Origin of the sequence: Alteromonas sp. 009811495, from assembly GCF_028865455.1 — a bacterium.
In the GTDB taxonomy this organism is placed as follows: Bacteria; Pseudomonadota; Gammaproteobacteria; order Enterobacterales; family Alteromonadaceae; genus Alteromonas.
The window spans coordinates 985,645-1,006,724 of record NZ_CP113972.1 but is presented as its reverse complement, the minus strand read 5'-3'; the positions used below and the strand labels follow the sequence as shown (position 1 = coordinate 1,006,724).

General features: G+C 44.2%; 20 protein-coding genes. 12 read left to right on the top strand and 8 right to left on the bottom strand.

Features of this window, described 5'->3' with window-relative positions:
• The first annotated feature begins 135 nt into the window (after window positions 1–135).
• From OZ660_RS04555 to OZ660_RS04545, 3 genes are all read left to right on the top strand, one after another.
• Window positions 136–1,767, top strand: coding sequence for a CTP synthase (locus tag OZ660_RS04555; RefSeq protein WP_274742725.1), 1,632 nt, complete (start codon window positions 136–138; stop codon window positions 1,765–1,767).
• Window positions 1,768–1,825: 58 nt separating this feature from the next.
• Window positions 1,826–3,118 (top strand): phosphopyruvate hydratase, encoded by a 1,293-nt coding sequence (gene eno, locus OZ660_RS04550; protein ID WP_274742724.1) that lies wholly within the window; start codon window positions 1,826–1,828, stop codon window positions 3,116–3,118.
• 151 nt (window positions 3,119–3,269) lie between these two features.
• On the top strand, window positions 3,270–4,004 hold the full coding sequence (locus OZ660_RS04545; protein ID WP_274742723.1) for a hypothetical protein: 735 nt from the start codon (window positions 3,270–3,272) through the stop codon (window positions 4,002–4,004).
• Between the two features lie 94 nt (window positions 4,005–4,098).
• On the opposite strand, the gene OZ660_RS04540 is transcribed toward OZ660_RS04545, so the two are convergent.
• The 4 genes from OZ660_RS04540 to OZ660_RS04525 are packed head-to-tail and all read right to left on the bottom strand — an operon-like array spanning window position 4,099 to window position 6,529.
• Window positions 4,099–4,497, bottom strand: coding sequence for a hypothetical protein (locus tag OZ660_RS04540; protein WP_274742722.1), 399 nt, complete (start codon window positions 4,495–4,497; stop codon window positions 4,099–4,101).
• A 41-nt stretch (window positions 4,498–4,538) separates the two neighbouring features.
• Window positions 4,539–5,444: a hypothetical protein gene (locus tag OZ660_RS04535; protein ID WP_274742721.1), complete on the bottom strand. Its 906-nt coding sequence runs from the start codon at window positions 5,442–5,444 to the stop codon at window positions 4,539–4,541.
• A 16-nt stretch (window positions 5,445–5,460) separates the two neighbouring features.
• A complete protein-coding gene (locus tag OZ660_RS04530; protein ID WP_274742720.1) occupies window positions 5,461–5,844 on the bottom strand; it encodes a hypothetical protein in 384 nt (127 codons plus the stop codon).
• Between the two features lie 58 nt (window positions 5,845–5,902).
• Entirely contained in the window at window positions 5,903–6,529 is a 627-nt protein-coding gene (locus OZ660_RS04525; RefSeq protein WP_274742719.1) for a tetratricopeptide repeat protein, read from the bottom strand.
• 699 nt (window positions 6,530–7,228) lie between these two features.
• On the opposite strand from OZ660_RS04525, the gene leuA reads away from it, so the two are divergent.
• The 5 genes from leuA (at window position 7,229) to OZ660_RS04500 (ending at window position 13,342) form a co-directional block, all read left to right on the top strand.
• Window positions 7,229–8,788, top strand: a complete 1,560-nt coding sequence (leuA, locus tag OZ660_RS04520) for a 2-isopropylmalate synthase (RefSeq protein ID WP_274742718.1) — start codon at window positions 7,229–7,231, stop codon at window positions 8,786–8,788.
• A complete protein-coding gene (gene leuB / locus OZ660_RS04515) occupies window positions 8,789–9,886 on the top strand; it encodes a 3-isopropylmalate dehydrogenase (protein WP_274742717.1) in 1,098 nt (365 codons plus the stop codon). It begins immediately after the preceding gene.
• A gap of 9 nt (window positions 9,887–9,895) precedes the next feature.
• The gene (leuC, locus tag OZ660_RS04510; RefSeq protein WP_274742716.1) at window positions 9,896–11,296 is read left to right on the top strand and encodes a 3-isopropylmalate dehydratase large subunit; all 1,401 of its coding nucleotides are present in this window, start codon (window positions 9,896–9,898) and stop codon (window positions 11,294–11,296) included.
• Window positions 11,297–11,299: 3 nt separating this feature from the next.
• Complete coding sequence (leuD, locus tag OZ660_RS04505) at window positions 11,300–11,905, top strand: 3-isopropylmalate dehydratase small subunit (protein WP_274742715.1); 606 nt, start codon at window positions 11,300–11,302, stop codon at window positions 11,903–11,905.
• Between the two features lie 231 nt (window positions 11,906–12,136).
• Window positions 12,137–13,342 (top strand): HD-GYP domain-containing protein, encoded by a 1,206-nt coding sequence (locus OZ660_RS04500; protein WP_274742714.1) that lies wholly within the window; start codon window positions 12,137–12,139, stop codon window positions 13,340–13,342.
• Between the two features lie 84 nt (window positions 13,343–13,426).
• On the opposite strand, the gene OZ660_RS04495 is transcribed toward OZ660_RS04500, so the two are convergent.
• Both OZ660_RS04495 and OZ660_RS04490 read right to left on the bottom strand, forming a co-directional pair.
• Window positions 13,427–14,542 carry a general secretion pathway protein GspB gene (locus OZ660_RS04495; protein WP_274742713.1) on the bottom strand — a complete coding sequence of 372 codons (1,116 nt, stop codon included), beginning with the start codon at window positions 14,540–14,542 and terminating at the stop codon, window positions 13,427–13,429.
• Entirely contained in the window at window positions 14,535–15,446 is a 912-nt protein-coding gene (locus OZ660_RS04490) for an ExeA family protein (RefSeq protein WP_274742712.1), read from the bottom strand. Before OZ660_RS04490 ends, OZ660_RS04495 begins: the two co-directional genes overlap by 8 nt.
• A gap of 203 nt (window positions 15,447–15,649) precedes the next feature.
• Here OZ660_RS04490 and OZ660_RS04485 point away from each other — a divergent pair, with 203 nt between their 5' ends.
• Together OZ660_RS04485 and OZ660_RS04480 are read left to right on the top strand one after the other, a co-directional pair.
• Window positions 15,650–16,771, top strand: coding sequence for a CCA tRNA nucleotidyltransferase (locus tag OZ660_RS04485; RefSeq protein ID WP_274742711.1), 1,122 nt, complete (start codon window positions 15,650–15,652; stop codon window positions 16,769–16,771).
• Window positions 16,772–16,796: 25 nt separating this feature from the next.
• On the top strand, window positions 16,797–17,816 hold the full coding sequence (locus tag OZ660_RS04480; RefSeq protein WP_274742710.1) for a WD40 repeat domain-containing protein: 1,020 nt from the start codon (window positions 16,797–16,799) through the stop codon (window positions 17,814–17,816).
• Between the two features lie 14 nt (window positions 17,817–17,830).
• On the opposite strand, the gene OZ660_RS04475 is transcribed toward OZ660_RS04480, so the two are convergent.
• Complete coding sequence (locus tag OZ660_RS04475) at window positions 17,831–18,037, bottom strand: helix-turn-helix domain-containing protein (RefSeq protein WP_226432380.1); 207 nt, start codon at window positions 18,035–18,037, stop codon at window positions 17,831–17,833.
• A gap of 1 nt (window position 18,038) precedes the next feature.
• A complete protein-coding gene (locus OZ660_RS04470) occupies window positions 18,039–18,698 on the bottom strand; it encodes a DUF2975 domain-containing protein (RefSeq protein ID WP_274742709.1) in 660 nt (219 codons plus the stop codon).
• 279 nt (window positions 18,699–18,977) lie between these two features.
• Between OZ660_RS04470 and OZ660_RS04465 the strand changes: the two genes are divergently transcribed.
• Complete coding sequence (locus OZ660_RS04465; RefSeq protein WP_274742708.1) at window positions 18,978–19,736, top strand: hypothetical protein; 759 nt, start codon at window positions 18,978–18,980, stop codon at window positions 19,734–19,736.
• A gap of 73 nt (window positions 19,737–19,809) precedes the next feature.
• Window positions 19,810–21,036, top strand: a complete 1,227-nt coding sequence (gene srmB / locus OZ660_RS04460; protein WP_274742707.1) for an ATP-dependent RNA helicase SrmB — start codon at window positions 19,810–19,812, stop codon at window positions 21,034–21,036.
• Window positions 21,037–21,080: the final 44 nt, after the last annotated feature.

The following is a 21,080-nucleotide window of genomic DNA, read 5'->3' as shown; positions in this document are numbered from 1 at the left end:
ATTGTGCATCATGTGGGCAAATTGATTGTCTGCCCACATGATTTTGCGTATACTATCGCCCCGTCCAAAGTGTAGCTGGTTTTGTTCTAAACTCAGCCTATATTTACCATACAACCCAAACGTTCTAGGTTTCGCATGACAAATTATATTTTCGTCACAGGTGGTGTAGTTTCATCGCTAGGTAAAGGTATTGCTGCAGCATCGTTGGCCGCAATTCTTGAAGCTCGCGGTCTCACCGTAACCATGTTAAAACTCGACCCATACATCAACGTCGACCCAGGCACTATGAGCCCTATTCAGCATGGTGAAGTATTTGTTACTGATGACGGCGCTGAGACCGACCTTGATCTTGGTCACTACGAGCGTTTTATTCGCACCCGCATGACTAAACGCAACAACTTCACTACCGGTCGCGTATATGAAGAAGTATTGAAGCGTGAACGTCGAGGTGATTACCTTGGTGCAACTATTCAGGTTATTCCTCACATTACTAATGAAATTAAGCGCCGCGTAATTGAAGGTGCTGAAGGTCATGATGTGGCTATTGTAGAGGTAGGCGGTACGGTAGGTGATATCGAATCACAACCGTTCTTAGAAGCTATTCGTCAGCTAGGTACTGAAGTAGGCCGCGAACGTGCGATGTTTATGCACTTAACGTTAGTGCCTTATATGCCTGCATCAGGTGAAGTAAAAACTAAGCCTACTCAGCACTCTGTAAAAGAGCTTCGCTCTATTGGTATTCAGCCAGACATTTTAGTATGTCGCTCAGTGGGCGCGCTGCCCGCCAGCGAGCGTTCTAAAATTGCACTTTTCACTAATGTTGCTGACAAAGCGGTTATCTCACTGAAAGACGTAGACAGCATCTACCGTATTCCAGCGGCGCTTAAAGCACAAGGTATGGATCAGCTAGTAGTAGACCGTTTTGGTCTTGACTGTAAAGAAGCAGACCTATCTGAATGGGAACAAGTGCTGTATGCAGAGTCTAACCCAACAGCCGAAGTAAACATCGGTATGGTAGGTAAATATGTTGAGTTACCAGACGCCTATAAGTCAGTTAACGAAGCGCTGAAGCACGCAGGCCTTAAAAACCGTCTGACTGTGAACATCCACTATGTAGATTCACAAGATGTAGAAAGCAAAGGTACTCAGATTTTAGAAAAACTGGATGCCATTCTAGTACCGGGTGGCTTTGGTGAACGCGGCATAGAAGGCAAAATTGCCGCTGCACGTTATGCGCGCGAAAACAAAGTACCCTACCTTGGTATTTGCCTGGGTATGCAGGTTGCTCTAATTGAGTATGCGCGTAACGTTGCAGGCATGGAAAACGCGAACAGTACTGAGTTTGATGCTGAAACACCATACCCAGTAGTGGGCCTTATTACAGAATGGCTGGACGCGGCAGGTACTACCGAAACCCGTACAGAAAAGTCAGACCTTGGCGGCACAATGCGCCTAGGCAGCCAACTTTGCCACCTTATTGAAGGCACCAAAGTACACGAAATGTATGGCTGTGCTGAAATTTACGAACGTCACCGCCATCGTTACGAAGTCAATAACAATTTGCGTGACCAAATTGAAGCTGCGGGTTTAAAAGTAAGTGGTTTGTCCACTGATAAGCGACTTGTAGAAGTTGTCGAAATCCCTGATCATCCATGGTTCATTGCGGGCCAATTCCACCCTGAGTTCACTTCAACCCCTCGGGATGGACACCCATTATTTACTGGTTTTGTAGCTGCGGCTGGCAAATACCAGAAAGAAAATCACTAATTTCTAATAAAGGGGCGCTCTCTCCCGTTGCGCCCCAATCAATTGTTGAGGAAAAAACATGGCGAAAATTAGTCGCATTATCGGACGCGAGATCTTAGATTCTCGTGGTAATCCAACAGTAGAAGCAGATGTATATCTTGAGTCTGGCGTTATGGGCCGTGCTGCAGCACCTTCTGGTGCCTCTACTGGTAGCCGCGAAGCACTAGAACTACGCGACGGCGACAAGTCTCGTTACCTAGGTAAAGGCGTAACAAAGGCAGTTGCAGCAGTTAACGATACCATCGCGCCAGCACTTATCGGCAAAGATGCACTAGCACAATCTGACATCGACGGCATCATGATTGACCTTGATGGCACAGAGAACAAAGAAACATTGGGTGCAAACGCTATTCTTGCTGTGTCACTTGCAGTAGCAAAAGCAGCGGCCGCTGAAAAAGGCGTAGCCCTTTACGAGCACATTGCAGACCTAAACGGTACATCTGGTCAATACTCAATGCCAGTACCTATGATGAACATCATCAACGGTGGTGAGCACGCTGACAACAACGTAGACATTCAAGAGTTCATGGTACAGCCAGTTGGCGCGAAGAGCTTTAAAGAAGCACTACGTATGGGTGCAGAAATCTTCCACGCCCTTAAGAAAGTACTTTCTGCTAAAGGCCTTAACACGGCAGTTGGCGACGAAGGTGGTTTTGCGCCTAACCTTAGCTCTAACGCTGAAGCACTAGCAGTAATCGTAGAAGCAGTTGAAAATGCTGGCTATAAAATGAATGAAGACATCACGCTTGCTCTAGACTGTGCGGCGTCTGAATTCTACAAAGAAGGTAAATACGTACTTTCTGGCGAAGACAAGAGCTTCGATTCAGAAGCGTTTGGCGACTATCTTGCTGACCTTTCTTCACAGTACCCTATTGTGTCAATTGAAGACGGCCTAGATGAAAGCGACTGGGACGGCTGGGCAAGTCTAACTAAGAAAATTGGTGACAAAGTACAGCTTGTTGGTGACGACTTGTTTGTAACTAACACTAAAATTCTTAAGCGCGGTATTGATAACGGCATTGGTAACTCAATCCTTATCAAGTTCAACCAAATCGGTTCACTAACAGAAACGCTTAACGCAATTAAGATGGCAAAAGACGCAGGCTTTACTGCGGTTATCTCTCACCGCTCTGGTGAAACTGAAGATGCCACAATTGCAGACCTTGCTGTAGGTACAGCCGCAGGCCAAATCAAAACGGGTTCACTATGCCGTTCTGACCGTGTTGCTAAGTACAACCAGCTACTTCGCATTGAAGAAGCGCTTGGCGATAAAGCCGTTTATAAAGGTCGCAGCGAAATTAAAGGTCAGTAATTCGCGTCCTTGTATCATAAAAATGCCGCTCCAATGAGCGGCTTTTTTATGCCGTCTTTTTATCATGAAGACATTAAACGACATCGTGATGGCATCAAACGTCGAATCTTGCTAGGGTTAGTGAACGATAGTTAGTGATACGTAAACCTGAATGGCTGCAAGCGACAAACTTCCCCACTCTACTTTCAACACCCAAGCTGGCTTTTTTAGTGAAGCGGGAGAACTCGGCGGTAGCCAGCCCCAGTTTAATGAAATATGTACTGCCTTGTACGAAAGAGAGCTCATCGCACTCGCTCACAGTGAAATTAAAAATCTATCTTTGTTGAAACGCAAGATGGGTGGACTTCCCTATCATGTTAAAGCCATCGCAAGATATATGGTGGACAATAGCTCATCAATAAACCCTTCCCCTATCAACGTCGATACTCACAATGGCAGCTGGTTTGCCAAACAACCTTCCAAATGTCCTGGCATAAATCATTTAGATGACGTCGACAAACGGCAAGCTTGGTATAAAAAACATGCTGAGTACGGACTTGTTGTGCCGGTTTTAGTCTTAAATATGGAAGGAGCACACATAGAGCTGGATTCCATCGATATGGTCAATCAAAACAATAGTCAGCTTCACCTCAATAAAAGTGGGTGGTTTTCCAACTCAGGTGACTTTATCCCTCCAAATACTCATGATGAGGGTGAGGCCAGCTCACGTGCCCTGTCGGTGGAAAACAAAATACTACTCAGGCCTACTAAAGCTATAATGACCAGTGGGTGCTGTGGCCACACATGGAGTTTTAAATCTAAGCGTTCACCGCGTTCGCTCTCTTTAAGAGAAATGCGCTTGTCGACGCAAGTAAACTGGAAACAGTTTACTTTATTGAGAAACTGAGAGACTGAGAGACTTCGATACGGCAACAAGATGGCAATAGCGGTGAGTGTCAGGTTGAGATTAGAGTTGTACTAAAGTTTTTTACCTAAGATTATTATAGCACTGTTATGATTTTCGACTCTGTGTATCCGTCCATATCATTATACAAATGTCCAGCTATCGTGACCGGTAACATAGAAAGTTCTTCAAAGAATATATGGAAAAATTGATATCCGTTTATTTTGCTACAATAAAACAAGAGTGAGATAGTATTTTGCTCCCTCGTAGGAGGCCTTTCTAGGATCACATTTTGTTTTTCAAATACTTCCCGATATATGCCATTAAACTCATAACCAATCCATGCCATACTACGTTTTATGATAGCAAGCCGCCTTGCATCAGGCTTCTTTTTTCTGATTGTCAAAGTTGGCCATTGACTGAATGCTTCAAATACTAATCGGGCCTGCTCTTCCTTTTGGTAAGTTAATTCAAAATGAAGAGTTATCGATGACATAATGAATTTCCTATCGAGTAGTGCTAACAGCTAGAACGCGGCTATCTTTCTATCAAAGATGACGACACCTCACAAAACTGCAAAACCAACGCCCAAAGGCTATTGGTATCATCATCCCATAAAACCTCGTCTTCCCCCCAAGTCAACCTAAATACAGCCTCCCATGTTTCGCAATCTTTAGGCACCTGAGAATTAAACGCTCTTGCAGTATCGATACTCGCTTTCCATGTACTCAGCATAGCTACAAAATCCGGATCATAATTGGAGCTTTTCCTTTGTAAACTCAAAATTTCAGGTATTCTTTCAGACATAGCAACGAAGCGGTTGTATACATAACCTTCATCAGGGTGCACTGACAAAATACGCATTTCAGCTTTAAAGGCATCAATCTCTGGCCAATTAATAATTGCCTGCTGCTTACCCACATCAGTAAATGCTAAAGTCAACACGACGAACAAAGAGAGAGCGACTAGCACCATAGGCGCAATACTTTTTAATTTTATCGCTGTGATTTGTGGGCTAGAAATCTGGGGATTATTTTCCCCTATGATTCTAGGTAAAACTCGCTCGAGATAAGCCTTAAATGTTCCTTCGAGAGCCTCTCCATTTCCTAGGCGATAAGTAAGAAAACGCGCCGGATAGAAATTAAATTCGCCAAAACTCAAATAGGCCGTGTAAAAATTGGACTCGGGTGTATCAATGATAAATTTACCTTGCCACTCACCGCCATAAAGTCTTTTCAATGTCTCGCCAATATATGCCTGAATGCCCGCTAGATGCCTATAACCAGAAGGATTCTTATCATCAAATGAAATCCTAGAAGAACTTAGTATCACATCAATATCGTTCAAAAGACTATGCAACGAAAAATCGCATTCAAAGCCAAGGCTCTTCATGTCATTGACAAATGTTTCAGCTGTTTGCTCTTGTAAGGTCAATATGCACATACTGGTGTAGTCACTTTTAATCTAACGCTTTAGGGCTAAATTTTTGCTTCAAGACATTTTCGATATCCACTAGCGTCCCAGAAATGATGCCATCTGGGTCGTAGATTTTACTCTCAAAGACATGCCTTTTACTTCGAATTTCAGCGAGTACTGCTTCCACTAGTTCAGTGTCTGAATATTCAAATTTAATACCTTCGAGGCAATCATAAACAAAGTATACTGCATCACTTACTAACTCATGATTGTTGAAGCCTGAAGTCGTATAACTTTGCCCTACAATATTTTGGTTTTGTTCCATTACCTCAGCAAGAGTCGCCCGTATATCCTCTACCAATACTTCGGAATTGGACGTAACAATTAATTTTTTTGAAAAATTAAAGATTTTACGAAAAATGCGCATGTAAACCAGCACTCATTGCGAGAAGCATACCTCTTATAAACCACGAAAGAAGCCATTGCTACATACCCAATTTATTCAGTAGTTCTGCTGCTCCTTGATGCCCTTGAGCAGCTGATTTTTGCAATAATGCCATACCTTTATCATTATCTTTGGCTACTCCAACACCCTGAATGTAGAAAAAACCAAGATAATATTGGGCTGAAGCATGGCCCTGTTCTGCGGCCTCTTGATACCAGTAAGCCGATCTTATTAGATCTTTTTCTACCCAGTCGCCCATTAAATAAATTCCGCCCAACATAAATTGAGCTCTTAAGTGGTTTTGATTGGCGGCTTTTTCATAAAGTGCTACTGCTTGTTCATAGTCTGGAGGAATTTCGTTAGAAGAAAGTAAAGCGGCTAGGTAAACTTGCGCATCTACATGATTCAAGTCTGCGGCTTTTTGTAAGAAACCGACAGCTTTTGTTGGATCATATAGTGTACATTTGCTATCCGAATGTACCACTCCAGCGTGGAAGCATGCATCAGCGTTGTAACACGCACTGTGCCCTAAACTGTAACCTTGAATCGTACTTAGCACTTCCACACAAGTACTGTCTTCATTTGCGCTAGCAGAGGAAGACAGTATCAAAAAAATTATTATCGTAATGTATTTCCATACTGTTTTTTTATAACCAATCAAATGCATGAATAGCCCTGTCATCTGTTCTGTTTCAGTAAAGTAGCGTGATGAAAAAACATTCTAGTCTTTTTGCAAGCCACTACGAGTCTATACCACTTACCACTTCAAAAAAAAGTCCAGCTCAGAAACTACACAAAAATTAAGCACTTTCGCAATATATTCAAGACAAAATCCAACAAAGTTATAATTAAAGCTTCGGAAGATAACTCATCGTTGTGCAGTCAAACAGAACCTGCTCTATCGTTTGAGGATCAAACTTATAACGTTGCGAAAAATATAAAATCACAATTGATGAATAAAAACCCAAAACGAAGCCTATCCAACCAACTTAAGATTTAGTACATCTGTCCTAAAAAACTAAAAATCACTCACTTAGATGCCGATGAAACGGCGTTTAAAATGCAAAAACAACTTTCGTAGAGAAAAAATTAGTATATACATCCTAAATAATTAAAACTCGCCTCTTATACACGAAAAATATACTCATTATTGTAAACAATGGTTGACCTGTTGCGCTCACATGGTTACATTGTCGCTATCAACTTGGTCAGCAAAGAAACAACAGCACATGCGTAATCGTTTCATTCTTCTATCTCTACTCCTTATGGCAGCCAGACTGCACGGGTAGATTGCGACCAGCGATTAAACATAAAAAACCCGTGCCAAGCACGGGTTTTTTTTTAACTATTCAACTGAGAGAGCGTCATGACAAATCAAGTGAAGATCTTTGATACCACATTGCGAGACGGTGAGCAGGCGCTACCTGCCAGCCTAAGTGCCAAAGAGAAGTTACAGATTGCACTGGCGCTCGAACGCTTAGGCGTTGATATTATTGAAGCAGGATTTCCTGTATCGTCGCCGGGAGACTTCCGTTCTGTACAAATGATTGCAAAGGAAGTTAAAAACTCCATTGTTTGCGGGTTATCTCGTGCATTGCCAGGTGATATTGACGCATGTGGACAAGCATTGAGCGTTGCAGAACAGTTCCGAATTCACACCTTTATTGCGACGTCTGAAATTCACGTAGGCGCCAAACTTCGAAAGTCTCAAGACGAAATTGTAGAGATGGCGGTAAAAGCGGTAAAACACGCCAGACAATATACCGATGACGTAGAGTTTTCGTGCGAAGACGCTGGCCGTACCCACATAGACTACTTATGCCGTATGGTTGAAGCCGCTATTGACGCTGGTGCGACAACCGTCAACATTCCAGATACCGTAGGTTACACCACACCAACAGAGTTTGGCGGCATTATCCAGCAATTGTTTAATCGCGTCCCTAACATAGACAAAGCAACCATCTCTGTACATTGCCATAACGATTTGGGGTTAGCGGTAGCAAACTCATTGGCTGCAGTAGAGCAAGGTGCAAGACAGGTCGAATGTACAATAAACGGTATAGGCGAACGTGCCGGTAATGCATCACTTGAAGAAATAGCCATGATCTTACAAACCCGTAAGAACATGCTAGGTTTTGACACCAATATTAACTCTACGGAGATTTCACGCACATCGAAGTTGGTCAGCCAGCTTTGTAATATGCCGGTTCAAGCCAACAAAGCCATTGTGGGTGCAAATGCATTTAGTCACTCGTCAGGCATTCACCAAGACGGTGTCTTAAAAGCGCAAAACACGTATGAGATTATGACCCCAGAAAGTGTGGGCATAAATAAGAACAACCTTAATCTTACCTCTCGCTCGGGTCGCCATGTGATCAAACATCGCTTAACCGAACTTGGTTACAAGACTGAAGATTACGACTTAGAAGCAGTTTATGACGCCTTCTTAAAGTTAGCCGATAAGAAAGGCCAAGTGTACGACTATGACCTAGAAGCCTTGTTGTTCTTTGACAAACAAAAGCACGACCAAGCACACTTCCAGTTGCTTTATCTTCAAGCGAACTCAGGGCGTGAAATTATCCCAAGCGCTACGGTAAAAATGAGAGTGGGCACTGAAGAGATCACCCAATCCAGTATTGGTAACGGCCCGGTAGACGCAGCTTACAAAGCCATTATGTCTATACTAGGTCACGAAGACTTAGAAGTTGTCGACTTTAAACTAGATTCAAAAGGTGAAGGGGCCGACGCCTTGGCACAAGTGAGCGTTATTGCCACTTACAAAGGCCGCCGCTTTCACGGCATTGGCCTTGCCACAGACATCGTAGAAGCCGGTGTAAAAGCACTGATTTTTGTACTAAACAACACCTATTTAGCTGACAAAATCGATCAGCAGAAAAACCAACAAGAACGCGTTGCAGGAGTTTAAATGAGCCAGTATTCAATTGCCGTATTAGCCGGAGACGGTATCGGCCCAGAAGTTATGCAGGAAGCCAACAAGGTTTTAGATGCTGTTGAAAAGAAGTTTAACGTCGCCTTAAACCGCACTGCATACCCGGTAGGTGGCTACGCCATTGATACTGAAGGCGAAGCCTTGCCCTCAAAAACGCTATTAGGTTGTGAGCAAGCAGATGCCATTTTATTTGGCAGTATTGGCGGCCCTAAGTGGGACACGCTACCGCTTGAACAACGCCCAGAACGCGCCGCGCTGCTTACCCTTCGCAGCCATTTTGACTTATTCAGTAACTTACGCCCAGCGCGCATTTATCCGGGCCTTGAAAGCTTGTCTCCGCTTCGAGAAGACATTGCCAAATCTGGCGTAGACGTTTTAGTAGTGCGCGAATTAACAAGCGGCATTTATTTTGGTCAGCCAAAAGGCCGTGAAGGTGAAGGCGAAGAAGAGTTTGCGTATGACACTATGCGCTATAGCAAACGTGAAATTCGCCGAATTGCCATTGCAGCGTTTGAAGCGGCGCAAAAACGTCGCGGTAAAGTAACGTCGGTAGACAAAGCCAATGTGTTGGTAACCAGTCGTTTATGGCGTGAAATTGCCGAGGAAGTAGCAAAAGCCTACCCGGATGTTGAGCTTGACCACATCTATATCGATAACGCCACCATGCAAATAATGAAAAACCCGGCACAGTTCGATGTCATGCTGTGTTCAAACCTTTTTGGCGATATCGTTTCTGATGAATGCGCAATGATGACAGGATCTATGGGCTTGTTACCATCGGCAAGTATGAACGAAGATGGCTTTGGTCTTTACGAGCCAGCAGGCGGTTCAGCGCCTGATATTGCTGGCCAAGGCATTGCAAACCCTATCGCACAAATTCTATCAGCTGCCATGATGCTGCGCTTTAGCATGAACTTAGGTGATGCAGCAGACGCTATTGAAAAAGCCGTTGTTGCAACATTAGAAGCAGGTGTACTTACAGGCGAGTTACTCCCTTCTGACAAACGCAGCCAAGCAGCAAGCACGTCTCAAGTAGGCGATGAAATCGTTAAACAATTAATGGCGCAGGAGTAAAAAAACCTCATGGCCAAGACCTTATATGACAAAGTGTGGCAAGCCCACATTATCGACCAAATTGGTGAAGACAGCTTAATTTATATCGACCGCCACCTAATTCACGAAGTGACATCGCCTCAGGCATTCGCTGGCCTTAATGAAAAAGGCCGTAAAGTACGACGTCCTGATCGCACTGTTGGCACTATGGATCACAGTATTTCAACTCGCTCACTAGCAATCGACGCATGTGGGCCAGCTAACGCGCTTCAGCTACAAACCCTGGCTAAAAACTGCGAAGAACACGGCATACAGCTTTTTCCAGTAGGTCACCAAAAGCAAGGTATTGTGCATGTCATGGGCCCGGAATTAGGATTAATTCAGCCAGGTATGACCGTGGTGTGTGGCGACTCTCACACTGCAACCCATGGTGCGTTTGGTGCACTGGCTTTTGGTATTGGTACTTCTCAGGTAGAGCACGTACTGGCTACACAAACGTTGAAGCAAAGCCGCGCGAAAAGCATGGTAATCAACGTAAATGGAAAGCTTCCGGTTGGTATAACCGCAAAAGACATCATTCTTGCCATTATTGGTAAAATTGGCCACGCCGGCGCTACCGGACATGTTATTGAATATGCGGGTGAAGCCATTCGCGGTTTAAGCATGGAAGAGCGCATGACCGTGTGTAATATGAGCATCGAAGCGGGTGCTAAAGCTGGTCTTGTTGCACCAGATGAAAAAACCTTTGCTTATCTTGAGGGGCGTGAATACGCACCTAAAGGCCAAGACTGGGAAGACGCAGTCGCTTACTGGAAAACCCTTTACACCGAAGAAGGCGCTACCTTTGACACTGTCGTTGAGCTTGAAGCGGCTGATATCGCGCCTCAGGTTACGTGGGGTACCAACCCGGGCCAGGTTATTGGCGTGAACACCCCTGTACCTGCGCCAGAAGATTTTAGCGATCCAATTGAAAAAGAAAGTGCAGTAAAAGCGCTTGAATACATGGGTCTAAAACCAGGCGAAAAACTTGCCGACGTTGCCGTTAACCACGTATTTATAGGCTCATGTACCAACGGACGTATTGAAGATATGCGCGCCGCCGCACAAATTGCTAAGCGCGGCAAAGTAGCCGACTCAGTAACTGCCATCGTGGTTCCGGGGTCGGGTAATGTTAAGCGCCAAGCAGAGGCCGAAGGCTTAGATAAAATCTTTATCGATGCGGGTTTTGAATGGCGCTTACCGGGCTGCTCAATGTGCCTTGGTATGAATGACGACAAATTAGTAGCAGGCGATAGGTGTGCTTCTACCAGCAACCGTAACTTTGAAGGCCGACAGGGCCGCGGTGCACGCACTCACTTAGTAAGCCCTGCAATGGCAGCTGCTGCGGCGATTACTGGTCGCTTTGCTGACGTACGAGATTATCAGGAGTAAGTTATGTCTGAACAAGGTTTTACACAACACACAGGCATTGCTGCGCCACTTGATCAGGCCAATGTCGACACCGACCAAATTATTCCAAAACAGTTTTTAACTGGTGTAACTCGTGCTGGCTACGGCAAACATTTGTTTCACGACTGGCGCTATTTGGATCTAGAAGAAAAAGAGCCAAACCCAGCGTTTGCGCTTAACAAGCCTGAGCACACAGGCGCAAGCATATTGCTAGCTCGCGAAAACTTTGGCTGTGGTTCAAGCCGTGAACACGCACCATGGGCGCTGGCCGATTTTGGTTTTAAAACGGTAATTGCCACCAGCTTTGCCGATATTTTTTACGGTAACTGCATCAATAATCAGCTAGTGCCAGTGGCACTATCAAGCGAGCAAATGGACGCTTTATTTGCTGCAGTGAAGGCAGATCCAGCAACTAAGATTACGGTTGATCTTCCCGCACAAACTGTGAACTTCAACGACACTAGCTTCAGCTTCGATATTGCCGAGCATCATAAAAACAACCTTATTAAAGGTTTGGATGCTATCGGTCAAACGTTAGAGCTTACGAGCACTATTGAAGCCTTTGAGAGGAAGCAGCCTGCATGGCTGTAATTTGCGATAGCGGGCAGTTGTTATCGTTTTAGCCTTACAACCAGCTAAGCACATCAATAACGGCATATACAGAAAGCTAAACGCTGTGTATGTCGTTTTTTTTCGCATATACTAAGTCTAATTGAGTTAAAAAAAAGACGAAAGAACTCACCTTTTTCAGTGGATTATCGTAGCATTCACACCTATTGTAATTAGTATAAAGCCGTCGTACCAAGACTTACAGGAGAGATAATGCTAGAACAAGTACCCATTGATGAATTGATACCAGGGATGTACGTCAATCAAGTACTTGAACAAACTGGAGCGCTTAAAATGCGCTCGAAGGGCATTGTCAAAACTCAAGCCATTATTGATACCTTAAAATCGAAAGGGATCTTATTGCTTGAAGTTGATATGGCAAAATCAAAATTGCCAGAAAAAAAGACCCCAACGCCTCCGCCTGCACCTCAAGATGAAGTCAAAGAAGACCGCCCTAGAGCAGTTGCCAAGCCCGTTGGCAGAGAATCCATTAGCGAGGCGAGCGATCTTTACGAAAATGCGCTCACAATACAGAGCAGTTTTTTGAAAGGCCTTAAAAACGGTGCAGTAAAAGACTTATCGCCCATGGAGTCGTTGTCTGAAAGCTTAATAGAGAGTGTTTTTGACAATAAAGACGCGCTTAGCTGTTTGACGATGATAAAAGAAACCGATAAGTACTTATTGGAACACTCAATAAATTGCAGCATTTTAGGCGGTATATTTTGCGAGTACCTCGGTTATGACAGAGATACCATAGAACAAGTTAGCTTAGGCATTCTGCTGATGGATATTGGTATGTCATCGCTTCCAGATGAAATACGAAACAACACTGGAAAGTTCTCTAGTGACGATTGGGAAGTCATGAAAACCCATGTGGAAATTGGTGTAGACCTTGTTGAGCAATGCGGCGAGATATCAGACTTATCTCTTAACATTGTTGAACAGCATCACGAACGTATGGATGGCAGCGGCTATCCGAAAGGCCTTGCTGGTGAAGAGATAAGTGAATTTGCGCGTATTGCAGCTATTGTAGACGCGTACGATGCCATGACGTCTAACCGTCAACACAAAGACAGCATTACACCGTCGCAGGCACTCAAACGCTTGACCAATTCAGAACATCTCGACCAAGACCTAGTAAAACAGTTTATTCAATGTATTGGCGTTCACCCAGTAGGTTCACTTGTAAGACTTAAAAGTGGAAAATTAGGCATTGTAAGTAGAGCAAATCCGAAAGCTCCTGTGAGTCCTCAGATAATGACGTTCTACAGTGTTACATCACAACATTTTAATGAAGTGAAGCGCATAGACTTAGCCGTCCACGACGATGAAATCGTATCAGGTGTTAGGCCAGAAGAATTCAATTTAAACCTTCCAAAGTTTTTTAAAGATGTCTTTGTAAACCAAATGCCTATTTAGATTTCATCTAACTTAGTCGTCATTAAAATTAAAAAAGGCCACAGCGATAAACGCATGTGGCCTTTTTTTCGATTAAGATAGCGTTTACCAGTCGGTTAATGCCGCCATAGTAAATAGCTCATCTTCAAAAGACAGCACAACACGCTGGGCTTCAATGTTGATAATTTGCACCTTATCAGCAATCCACTCGCCTTCTCCCATTTGTCGGCCGTTCACACGTACCCACCTATCAGCTGGGCGCGACGCATACATGTGCGCACTAAAGTTCATGGTGGGTAGACGCGTTAAAAGTCGCACTGGAAGTTGATCTACACGCGGGATGTCATCTCTTGTCGTTACGGGAATCTCAGCTTCTTCAGTATCGTCGCGAGCTTGCGAGTCTAGCGCTTTTACCGCAGCATTGAATTTTGCCATCAATTCAGGCGACACCGATACATCTGAATTACTTTGCCCGTCATTAAGTACTTTTCCCTCATAGTCACTGTCTGGTGTTTGAGGCTGAGCCTCGGGCGTATTATTGACAGAAGGTACTTGCGCAGATTCAAGGGCGCTGTTTTGAACAACTGGTTCTGACAAGCTACCCGCTGAGGGAGTATCTAAATTTGTACCCGATTCAGGCGCTGTTTTTGCTACTCTACTCAAATCGCCTTTAGCAACTTGTCCACTATCATTATTTGAGGCCGCTTTTTCACTGGTAGGCCCACTAGGCGCAACATCTGAGGCGGGTGGAACACTTTGGGCTACAGAATTTTCTGACAATTTACCTGTGATAACAGGCCACCAGCGCTCGGTTGTTGCACCCGTAAACCCAATAGCCAAACCACCTAAGATGACAATGGCAAACGTTGCCACCTGCTTACTGTATATTTTCCAAGCAGAAGGTAAGCTTTCGACAGTTGGCAGGAATAGGCTACGGTTAAACTGCTCGTTAAGCGATTTATCGAATTTAGCAGACGTGTCGTGCTGACCACGAAGTAACGCTTGTGTTTGCGTGCGATGCTGTCCTACCGCGGGGGCTATTTCTACGGTTTGTTCAGGGTCGATTTCTAGTTCTTGAACGCCCATTTCAGACAAGCCCTGCACCATGGCCTCACTTGTCACAAGCCCAGACTTTCTTATTTTTACCGGTCCATTTTGTTGAGTGATTTGTACGATCACCATGCCAGGCTTGAGCTTATCTATTGAAACTACATTAGACATACAAGCTCCCTAACCCATAGCCACACAGAATTGCTATTACAAAGGTCGCCACTAACACCCACTTACGTTGACTTTGTACGCGCTGACTCACTACGTCATCACCTAAGATTTGCTCTGCAGCCGCTAAGAATATGGGCTTTTGTACTACCGCGTGTTGCTTAGTAAACGATAATGTCAGTGCTCTGTCGCACAACAAGTTAATCACGCGTGGTATACCGCCCGTAATTTGATGGACCGCACGCAGTGTCGACTTACTGAAAATGCTTATGTCACCATCAGCCACGCTGAGGCGGTGCGCTATGTAAGCGCTCACTTCGGGCGCGGTTAGCGGCAGAAGGTGGTACCTAGCGGTAATACGCTGCGCGAGTTGGCGCAACTCATTACGCTTTAGTAATTGCTGTAGTTCTGGTTGACCTATCAGCACTACCTTAAGTAACTTTTCACGGTTAGTTTCCAAATTGGTTAGCAAGCGAAGTTGCTCAAGCACTTCAGGTAATAAATGTTGCGCCTCGTCCACCATTAATACCGTGTTAATACCCGCTTGATGATTTTCGGCTAACTTACTAAGAATTAAGTCGGTGAAGTATTTAAGACTGGCTTGTTGAGGCTGATACTCAAGCCCAAGTTCATCACACACCGTCGCCAAAAGCTCAAGCGCAGAAAGCGTTGGGTTTAAAATCATAGCCACCTGCGTATTATCAGGTAGCTGCTGAAGTAGCTTTCTCGACACCGTTGTTTTGCCGGTACCTACTTCACCTGTAAGCATAACAAAACCGCCGCTTTCTCTTAGCCCAAACGTTAAATGGGCTAACGCTTCCTTGTGCCTAGGGCTCATATACAAATAATCGGGGTTTGGCGCGATAGAAAAAGGATTATCGCTTAACCCGAAGTAATTCAAATACATGGTCGCTGCTAAAAATAGTTAAAAACGACGATTAAACTACCAGACGCTAGGCCTTAGTGAAAGCACTGAAACAATAATGAATGGAGCAGAAAGCCCATACACTGCGAAATTATCCTTAAGATTGGTATACTTCGCGTCATATTTATTCTTTAGTGGTTATTCAGTACCACCTTTTTCTTTCAGTTAGGTTTATACGAGGCAGCATGCAGGTATATTTAGTAGGCGGTGCAGTGCGCGATGCTTTACTTAATCGCGATATTACAGAACACGACTATGTAGTAGTGGGCGCAACGCCAGACGAAATGTTACGCCAAGGCTATACGCAGGTAGGTAAAGACTTTCCGGTATTTTTGCACCCAAAAACCTCTGACGAATATGCCCTTGCGCGAACAGAGAGAAAATCAGGAAAAGGATATACGGGCTTTATTTGTGATGCGTCAACCTCAGTCACGCTGGAAGAAGATCTTATGCGGCGCGACCTTACTGTGAATGCCATGGCGCAAGATAGCAGTGGCACTATTATCGACCCGTATAACGGTCGAGTAGATCTTGAAAGTCGTATATTACGTCACGTGTCTGATGCGTTTAGCGAAGACCCTCTTCGCGTATTCCGTGTGGCACGATTCGCAACACGCTATGCCTATTTAGGGTTTACCATTGCGCAAGAAACAGAAGCGCTAATGACAACGATGGCAAAAAGTGGGGAGCTTAAAAGCCTCACGGCGGAACGAGTATGGCAAGAGACCAAACGAAGCCTACAAGAAAAAACGCCTGAAGTATTTTTCCAAGTACTGAGCAACGTACACGCGCTTGAAGACTGGTTTTGTGAAATTGTACCAACCATTGAAGACGCCATACCAACCTTGGCTCTGTCTGCAACAATAAAACCCTGCAGTAACACAGATAGCCTAACCGTTAGATTTGCGGCACTAACCGCACACCTCTCTGAAGATGAAGTAAAGAGCTTGTGTACACGACTAAAAGTGCAAAACCAAGTGAGTGATGTCGCGCTGCTAGTGTGTAAATTTAAGGCGTTATTGCTAGAGAAAGACAATACAGCTCAGTCATTGCTTACCCTTTTTAATGGGTGTGACACGTGGCGGCGAGCAGAGCGCTTTTTGATGGTACTTGATGCTGTTGCACCTTACGCACAATACCACGGTATGAACTGGGACATACGCAGAGAGCAAATCCTTTTAGCATTAAATGCCGCGACACAGGTTGACGTTCAACAGATCATTGCTCAAGGCATAAAAGGGCCTGCCATAAAGCCTGCATTGGAAGATGCAAGACTAGCCGCAATTGCACAAATAGCTACAGAATAAGAATAATAAACACCAAGAGAACCCAATGCTTAGTTATGACGCACTTGTTCGCAAAACGCTGACTGCATGTATCTTTAGTTTACTACTTGTCATGCAGCAAGGTTGTAAAGAAGACGCGCCTGTATTGCCTGTTGAAGAAACTCGACTAACCAAAATTCCTGTTAAACAAGCAGCATTATCTAGTGACGCCAGCTTGGCAGCCTTTATCCATAATGATCATTCTGTGTCAGTGTGGGACACCAATAGCAAGCAACAACGCTATATATGGCGTCAGGATGAACTGGGCCAAGAAGCGCTAGCTATCATCACACTCTCAAACAACAAAAAATGGCTGGCGGTTACAGGGCATTGGAGTACCACATTAATAAACCTGCATACGGGTAAGATCTTAGGTAGCTGGCAGTTTTACGGGAAAGACTCTGGTGCTACGGCTTCATCAATGCAGCTTTCTCCCGAGGGCGAAAGCGCGCTGGTTGGTATGACTGATGGAACCGTACTCGAGTTAGACTTTGCACAAGGAACTGCATTGCAATTCAGCCACAATACCATGAAAGTACTTCACGTGGGGTATGCATCCGAAAGTTACGCATTCGCAGGTGGTATAGACAAACGATGGTTCTTATGGGATTTAGCGCAAAATGATGTAGTTCATCAACGGCACTATCGCAGTCGCATCACGGCATCGGTGATAGATTCACAATCACAACGAGCGTTTATATCTGATGCACTGAACAGCCACGAAATTATTGACCTTGCCCACAATGCAGTAATTTCAGAACTTTCGTTTTTTGAGCGGTTTCGCTTTTTTAGAAAGGGATTATTTCTTGAAAATGGTGAGTACCTTGTAACCACGTCACCTAAATCTGTAGTAACCCTGTGGAATGCCAACACCGGCGAAGAGCAAGCATCGTGGGAAATAACACGTTACTCAAGCGAGGCCACCACTCATGCGTTAACAATCAACAACGACGGCGACCTTGTTACTCTTTCATCTGACGGTGTTTTGCAAAGCTGGGATTACAGAGCGTTGATTGTTACACCTTAAGCCCAATAAATAAGTCACTCCGTTTGAATTAAATCACCCGGCTCGCAGTCAAGGGCCTCGCACAACGCGAGCAAGGTACTAAAACGAATTGCTTTCGCTTTTCCTGTTTTAAGGGTAGAAAGGTTGGCCATAGTAATACCCACTCTTTCTGACAACTCAGTGAGTGACATTTTTCGTTGAAGCATCACCATATCTAAATTTATTTTTATTGTTTTCTTCATTTTAAATTGTCAGCGTCTGCTCTTTATATATTTCCACGGCCTCGTCTAATAGCTGCGCAAGCACCAACAACGCCAACCCTATAATCAGTCCGGTAATAGGTAATGATATTGAGGGAGATAGCTCGATTTGAGCATTAAAGCTGCCAATGTCGTTCAAAATCATTAATCCACCAGAATAGATAACGATAGGGTATACAACGCAACTCACTATAACGATAAATGCGATACGCCTGATATACATTGCATTAGCTTGCGTAAAGTAGTGGCGCTGAGCAAAATTGGCGAACAACTTACGTAAGTAATGAAGCGAAATCATCACAACAATGGCTTGGAGAACATAAATAAAGTTAGAAATATACCAAGCCGACTTTCCAAGTGTATTGTTGAGCTTTATTTCTGCTTGGCCTTGTATGATTTCACTGATCTTATTTGTATCATTCTTTGGTGCATTCGCGACTTCATCACTAGGTAATACCCTAAAATTCAGTGGATAATTAATATCTGTATGACGAGCCTCTTGGTCAGACGGAATATTGAGACCTACGACGACTATCATCACTAGCCCAACAATCATCAGTGCACCAAACAGATAAAATACCCCATCAAATAGTTTTTTTAACCGCAAGGCCAATATAGGCGTTGTTGTAGTGTTCGAGTCCATAGCGAAGCCCTGTTTAAAATTCACTCACCAACTATAGCGCAACTTTATTATAAAACAACAAAATTTTATTGATAAACAATAAAACATTTTTGTTTATCAATACAAAGAAACAAGTAACCGCTATGTAATTTCGAAAAAACACTTTGCTTTCATATCCCATATCGCTATGCTACACAAATAGGATTACAAGTGTAATCCTAAAAGTAAAACATGAAACAAAAGCAAATGACAAAAAGATGAAGTCCAGTCTAATTTCAAAAAGCATAAGGGTGATGCATTGTGACAATATCTAAAACACTTTATTCGAAACACATAACGCACTTACTCACTAATACCGTATTTAACGGTATCGGACTACTGCTTTGCTTATTAGCCATTGCAGGCTGCACCAGCAAACCCACTGTACATATTTACGGAAAATACATAGCGCCTTCGCAAGTACAATCGTTAAGTGAAAGCCTCAGTGAAAAAGGGCTGAACGTTGAAGTAAATGACTTTGAATTCCCTACTACCATAACCTCAAATACACTGCTGTACTCACTGTTATTGCAAGCGCCAGAAGCCATCGACTACGCTACCGATGCCGCTCAATCTAATGGTTTACCAATAAATAGTGTTCAACCACTTTCACAGGGTAATCATTGGTATACCAAAAACTCGCTCGCTGTTTTCTTATTTCCTGATGGAAAACGCCCCAAAGGCACCTTACTTGCTCAAGACCTTGTACATAGCTACGCAAGTAAGGAATGTGGCGATGGCCAACGGTTACGTTTGAATAAAGACGGAACCTATCAACTTACTCTTGAAATCGACGAGTCCACCGTTAGCGCACAAGGTCACTGGAAATACCGACAATTCCCCTACCTTGAATTGCGGGAGCTAAACTCGCCTTATGCGAACTACTACTTTGAAATATCGCGCGAGCTGAGCGAAGACCAAGTAAGTAAACTCAGTCTTATCCACTTACAGTTGCTCAATGCCAATAGTGCTAACCCGTTGGCACCTGAATGTGTATTTACCCATGGTGTTCGAATTTAAACGCAGTTTTTCTCTATGTTTTGGTGCAGCAATGCTACAATACGCCCCATTCATTTAGAGCGTTTTTTATACTATGACTTTCGAAGAACTCGAATTAGACGAAGCACTGTGCCACGCAGTTGCCGATATGGGGTTTGAAACTCCAACTAGCATACAAGAATTAGTGATACCCCATGCGTTAGACGGGCGTGATATCTTGGCATCAGCGCCAACAGGTACAGGTAAGACAGCGGCGTTCTTGCTGCCTGCGTGCCAGTTTTTGCTCGACTACCCTCGCAAGCAACCGGGTGCTACGCGCATTTTAATTTTAACGCCGACTCGTGAATTAGCGCTTCAGGTATACGAGCAAGCCGTAGCTATGACCAAGCATACGCAAATTGTGTGCGGTGTAATAACCGGCGGTATTAACTACGGCACCGACAAAGAAACCTTGAGCAAAAACTTAGACATTCTTGTTGCAACGCCTGGTCGTTTACTTGAACACATCGAAAAAGAAACCGCGGACTGCCGTGATATCGAGTGCCTAATTCTTGATGAAGCCGATCGCATGCTAGACATGGGCTTCTCAACCGTGGTGAATCAAATTGCCGCGGAAGCACGCTGGCGCAAACAGAATTTATTGTTTTCAGCTACCTTGGAAGGTGCTGGTGTAAGAAACTTTGCTCATGAGATTCTGAACAATCCAGAAGTCATCGAAGCAAATCCTTCGCGCAAAGAGAAAAACAAAATTCACCAGTGGTATCACCTTGCTGATGACATGAATCACAAGCAAGCCCTATTGGTTAATATTCTTCAGCAAGAAGCGACCACTACAGCGGTTGTTTTTGTTAAAACCCGCGACCGTCTGCAAATGTTAAAAGACTTTTTGGCATCAAAAGACATTCCAGTATGTTGGCTACAAGGCGAAATGCCACAAGATAAACGCATTGCCGCACTGGCGCGCTTTAAGAGCGGTGAAGTGCCTATCTTACTTGCCACAGACGTTGCGGCACGCGGTATTGACGTACCAAACGTAAGCCATGTAATTAACTTTGATATGCCGCGCAAAGCCGATGTTTACGTTCACCGTATTGGTAGAACAGGTCGTGCTGGCGCAAAAGGCACGGCGATATCGCTAGTTGAAGCACACGACTTTGAAATGATAGCGAAAGTAGCGCGTTACATGGGCGAGCCCTTAAAAGCTCGTGTTATTGATGAGCTTCGCCCCAAAAACAAAACACCAAAGATTGGCCCGAAAAAGAAAAAAGTAAAGGCCAAAGACAAAGCTAAGAGCAAAGCAAAGCCCAAAAAGCGCAAGTAAATAGGCATGAATCAGGGTATGCGAGCCAAAGAAAGCATATTTTC

Coding starts and splice junctions, on each gene's coding strand:
- OZ660_RS04555 (WP_274742725.1), top strand. CDS start 136: ATGACAAATTATATTTTCGTCACAGGTGGTGTAGTTTCATCGCTAGGT.
- eno (WP_274742724.1), top strand. CDS start 1,826: ATGGCGAAAATTAGTCGCATTATCGGACGCGAGATCTTAGATTCTCGT.
- OZ660_RS04545 (WP_274742723.1), top strand. CDS start 3,270: ATGGCTGCAAGCGACAAACTTCCCCACTCTACTTTCAACACCCAAGCT.
- OZ660_RS04540 (WP_274742722.1), bottom strand. CDS start 4,497: ATGTCATCGATAACTCTTCATTTTGAATTAACTTACCAAAAGGAAGAG.
- OZ660_RS04535 (WP_274742721.1), bottom strand. CDS start 5,444: ATGTGCATATTGACCTTACAAGAGCAAACAGCTGAAACATTTGTCAAT.
- OZ660_RS04530 (WP_274742720.1), bottom strand. CDS start 5,844: ATGCGCATTTTTCGTAAAATCTTTAATTTTTCAAAAAAATTAATTGTT.
- OZ660_RS04525 (WP_274742719.1), bottom strand. CDS start 6,529: ATGCATTTGATTGGTTATAAAAAAACAGTATGGAAATACATTACGATA.
- leuA (WP_274742718.1), top strand. CDS start 7,229: ATGACAAATCAAGTGAAGATCTTTGATACCACATTGCGAGACGGTGAG.
- leuB (WP_274742717.1), top strand. CDS start 8,789: ATGAGCCAGTATTCAATTGCCGTATTAGCCGGAGACGGTATCGGCCCA.
- leuC (WP_274742716.1), top strand. CDS start 9,896: ATGGCCAAGACCTTATATGACAAAGTGTGGCAAGCCCACATTATCGAC.
- leuD (WP_274742715.1), top strand. CDS start 11,300: ATGTCTGAACAAGGTTTTACACAACACACAGGCATTGCTGCGCCACTT.
- OZ660_RS04500 (WP_274742714.1), top strand. CDS start 12,137: ATGCTAGAACAAGTACCCATTGATGAATTGATACCAGGGATGTACGTC.
- OZ660_RS04495 (WP_274742713.1), bottom strand. CDS start 14,542: ATGTCTAATGTAGTTTCAATAGATAAGCTCAAGCCTGGCATGGTGATC.
- OZ660_RS04490 (WP_274742712.1), bottom strand. CDS start 15,446: ATGTATTTGAATTACTTCGGGTTAAGCGATAATCCTTTTTCTATCGCG.
- OZ660_RS04485 (WP_274742711.1), top strand. CDS start 15,650: ATGCAGGTATATTTAGTAGGCGGTGCAGTGCGCGATGCTTTACTTAAT.
- OZ660_RS04480 (WP_274742710.1), top strand. CDS start 16,797: ATGCTTAGTTATGACGCACTTGTTCGCAAAACGCTGACTGCATGTATC.
- OZ660_RS04475 (WP_226432380.1), bottom strand. CDS start 18,037: ATGAAGAAAACAATAAAAATAAATTTAGATATGGTGATGCTTCAACGA.
- OZ660_RS04470 (WP_274742709.1), bottom strand. CDS start 18,698: ATGGACTCGAACACTACAACAACGCCTATATTGGCCTTGCGGTTAAAA.
- srmB (WP_274742707.1), top strand. CDS start 19,810: ATGACTTTCGAAGAACTCGAATTAGACGAAGCACTGTGCCACGCAGTT.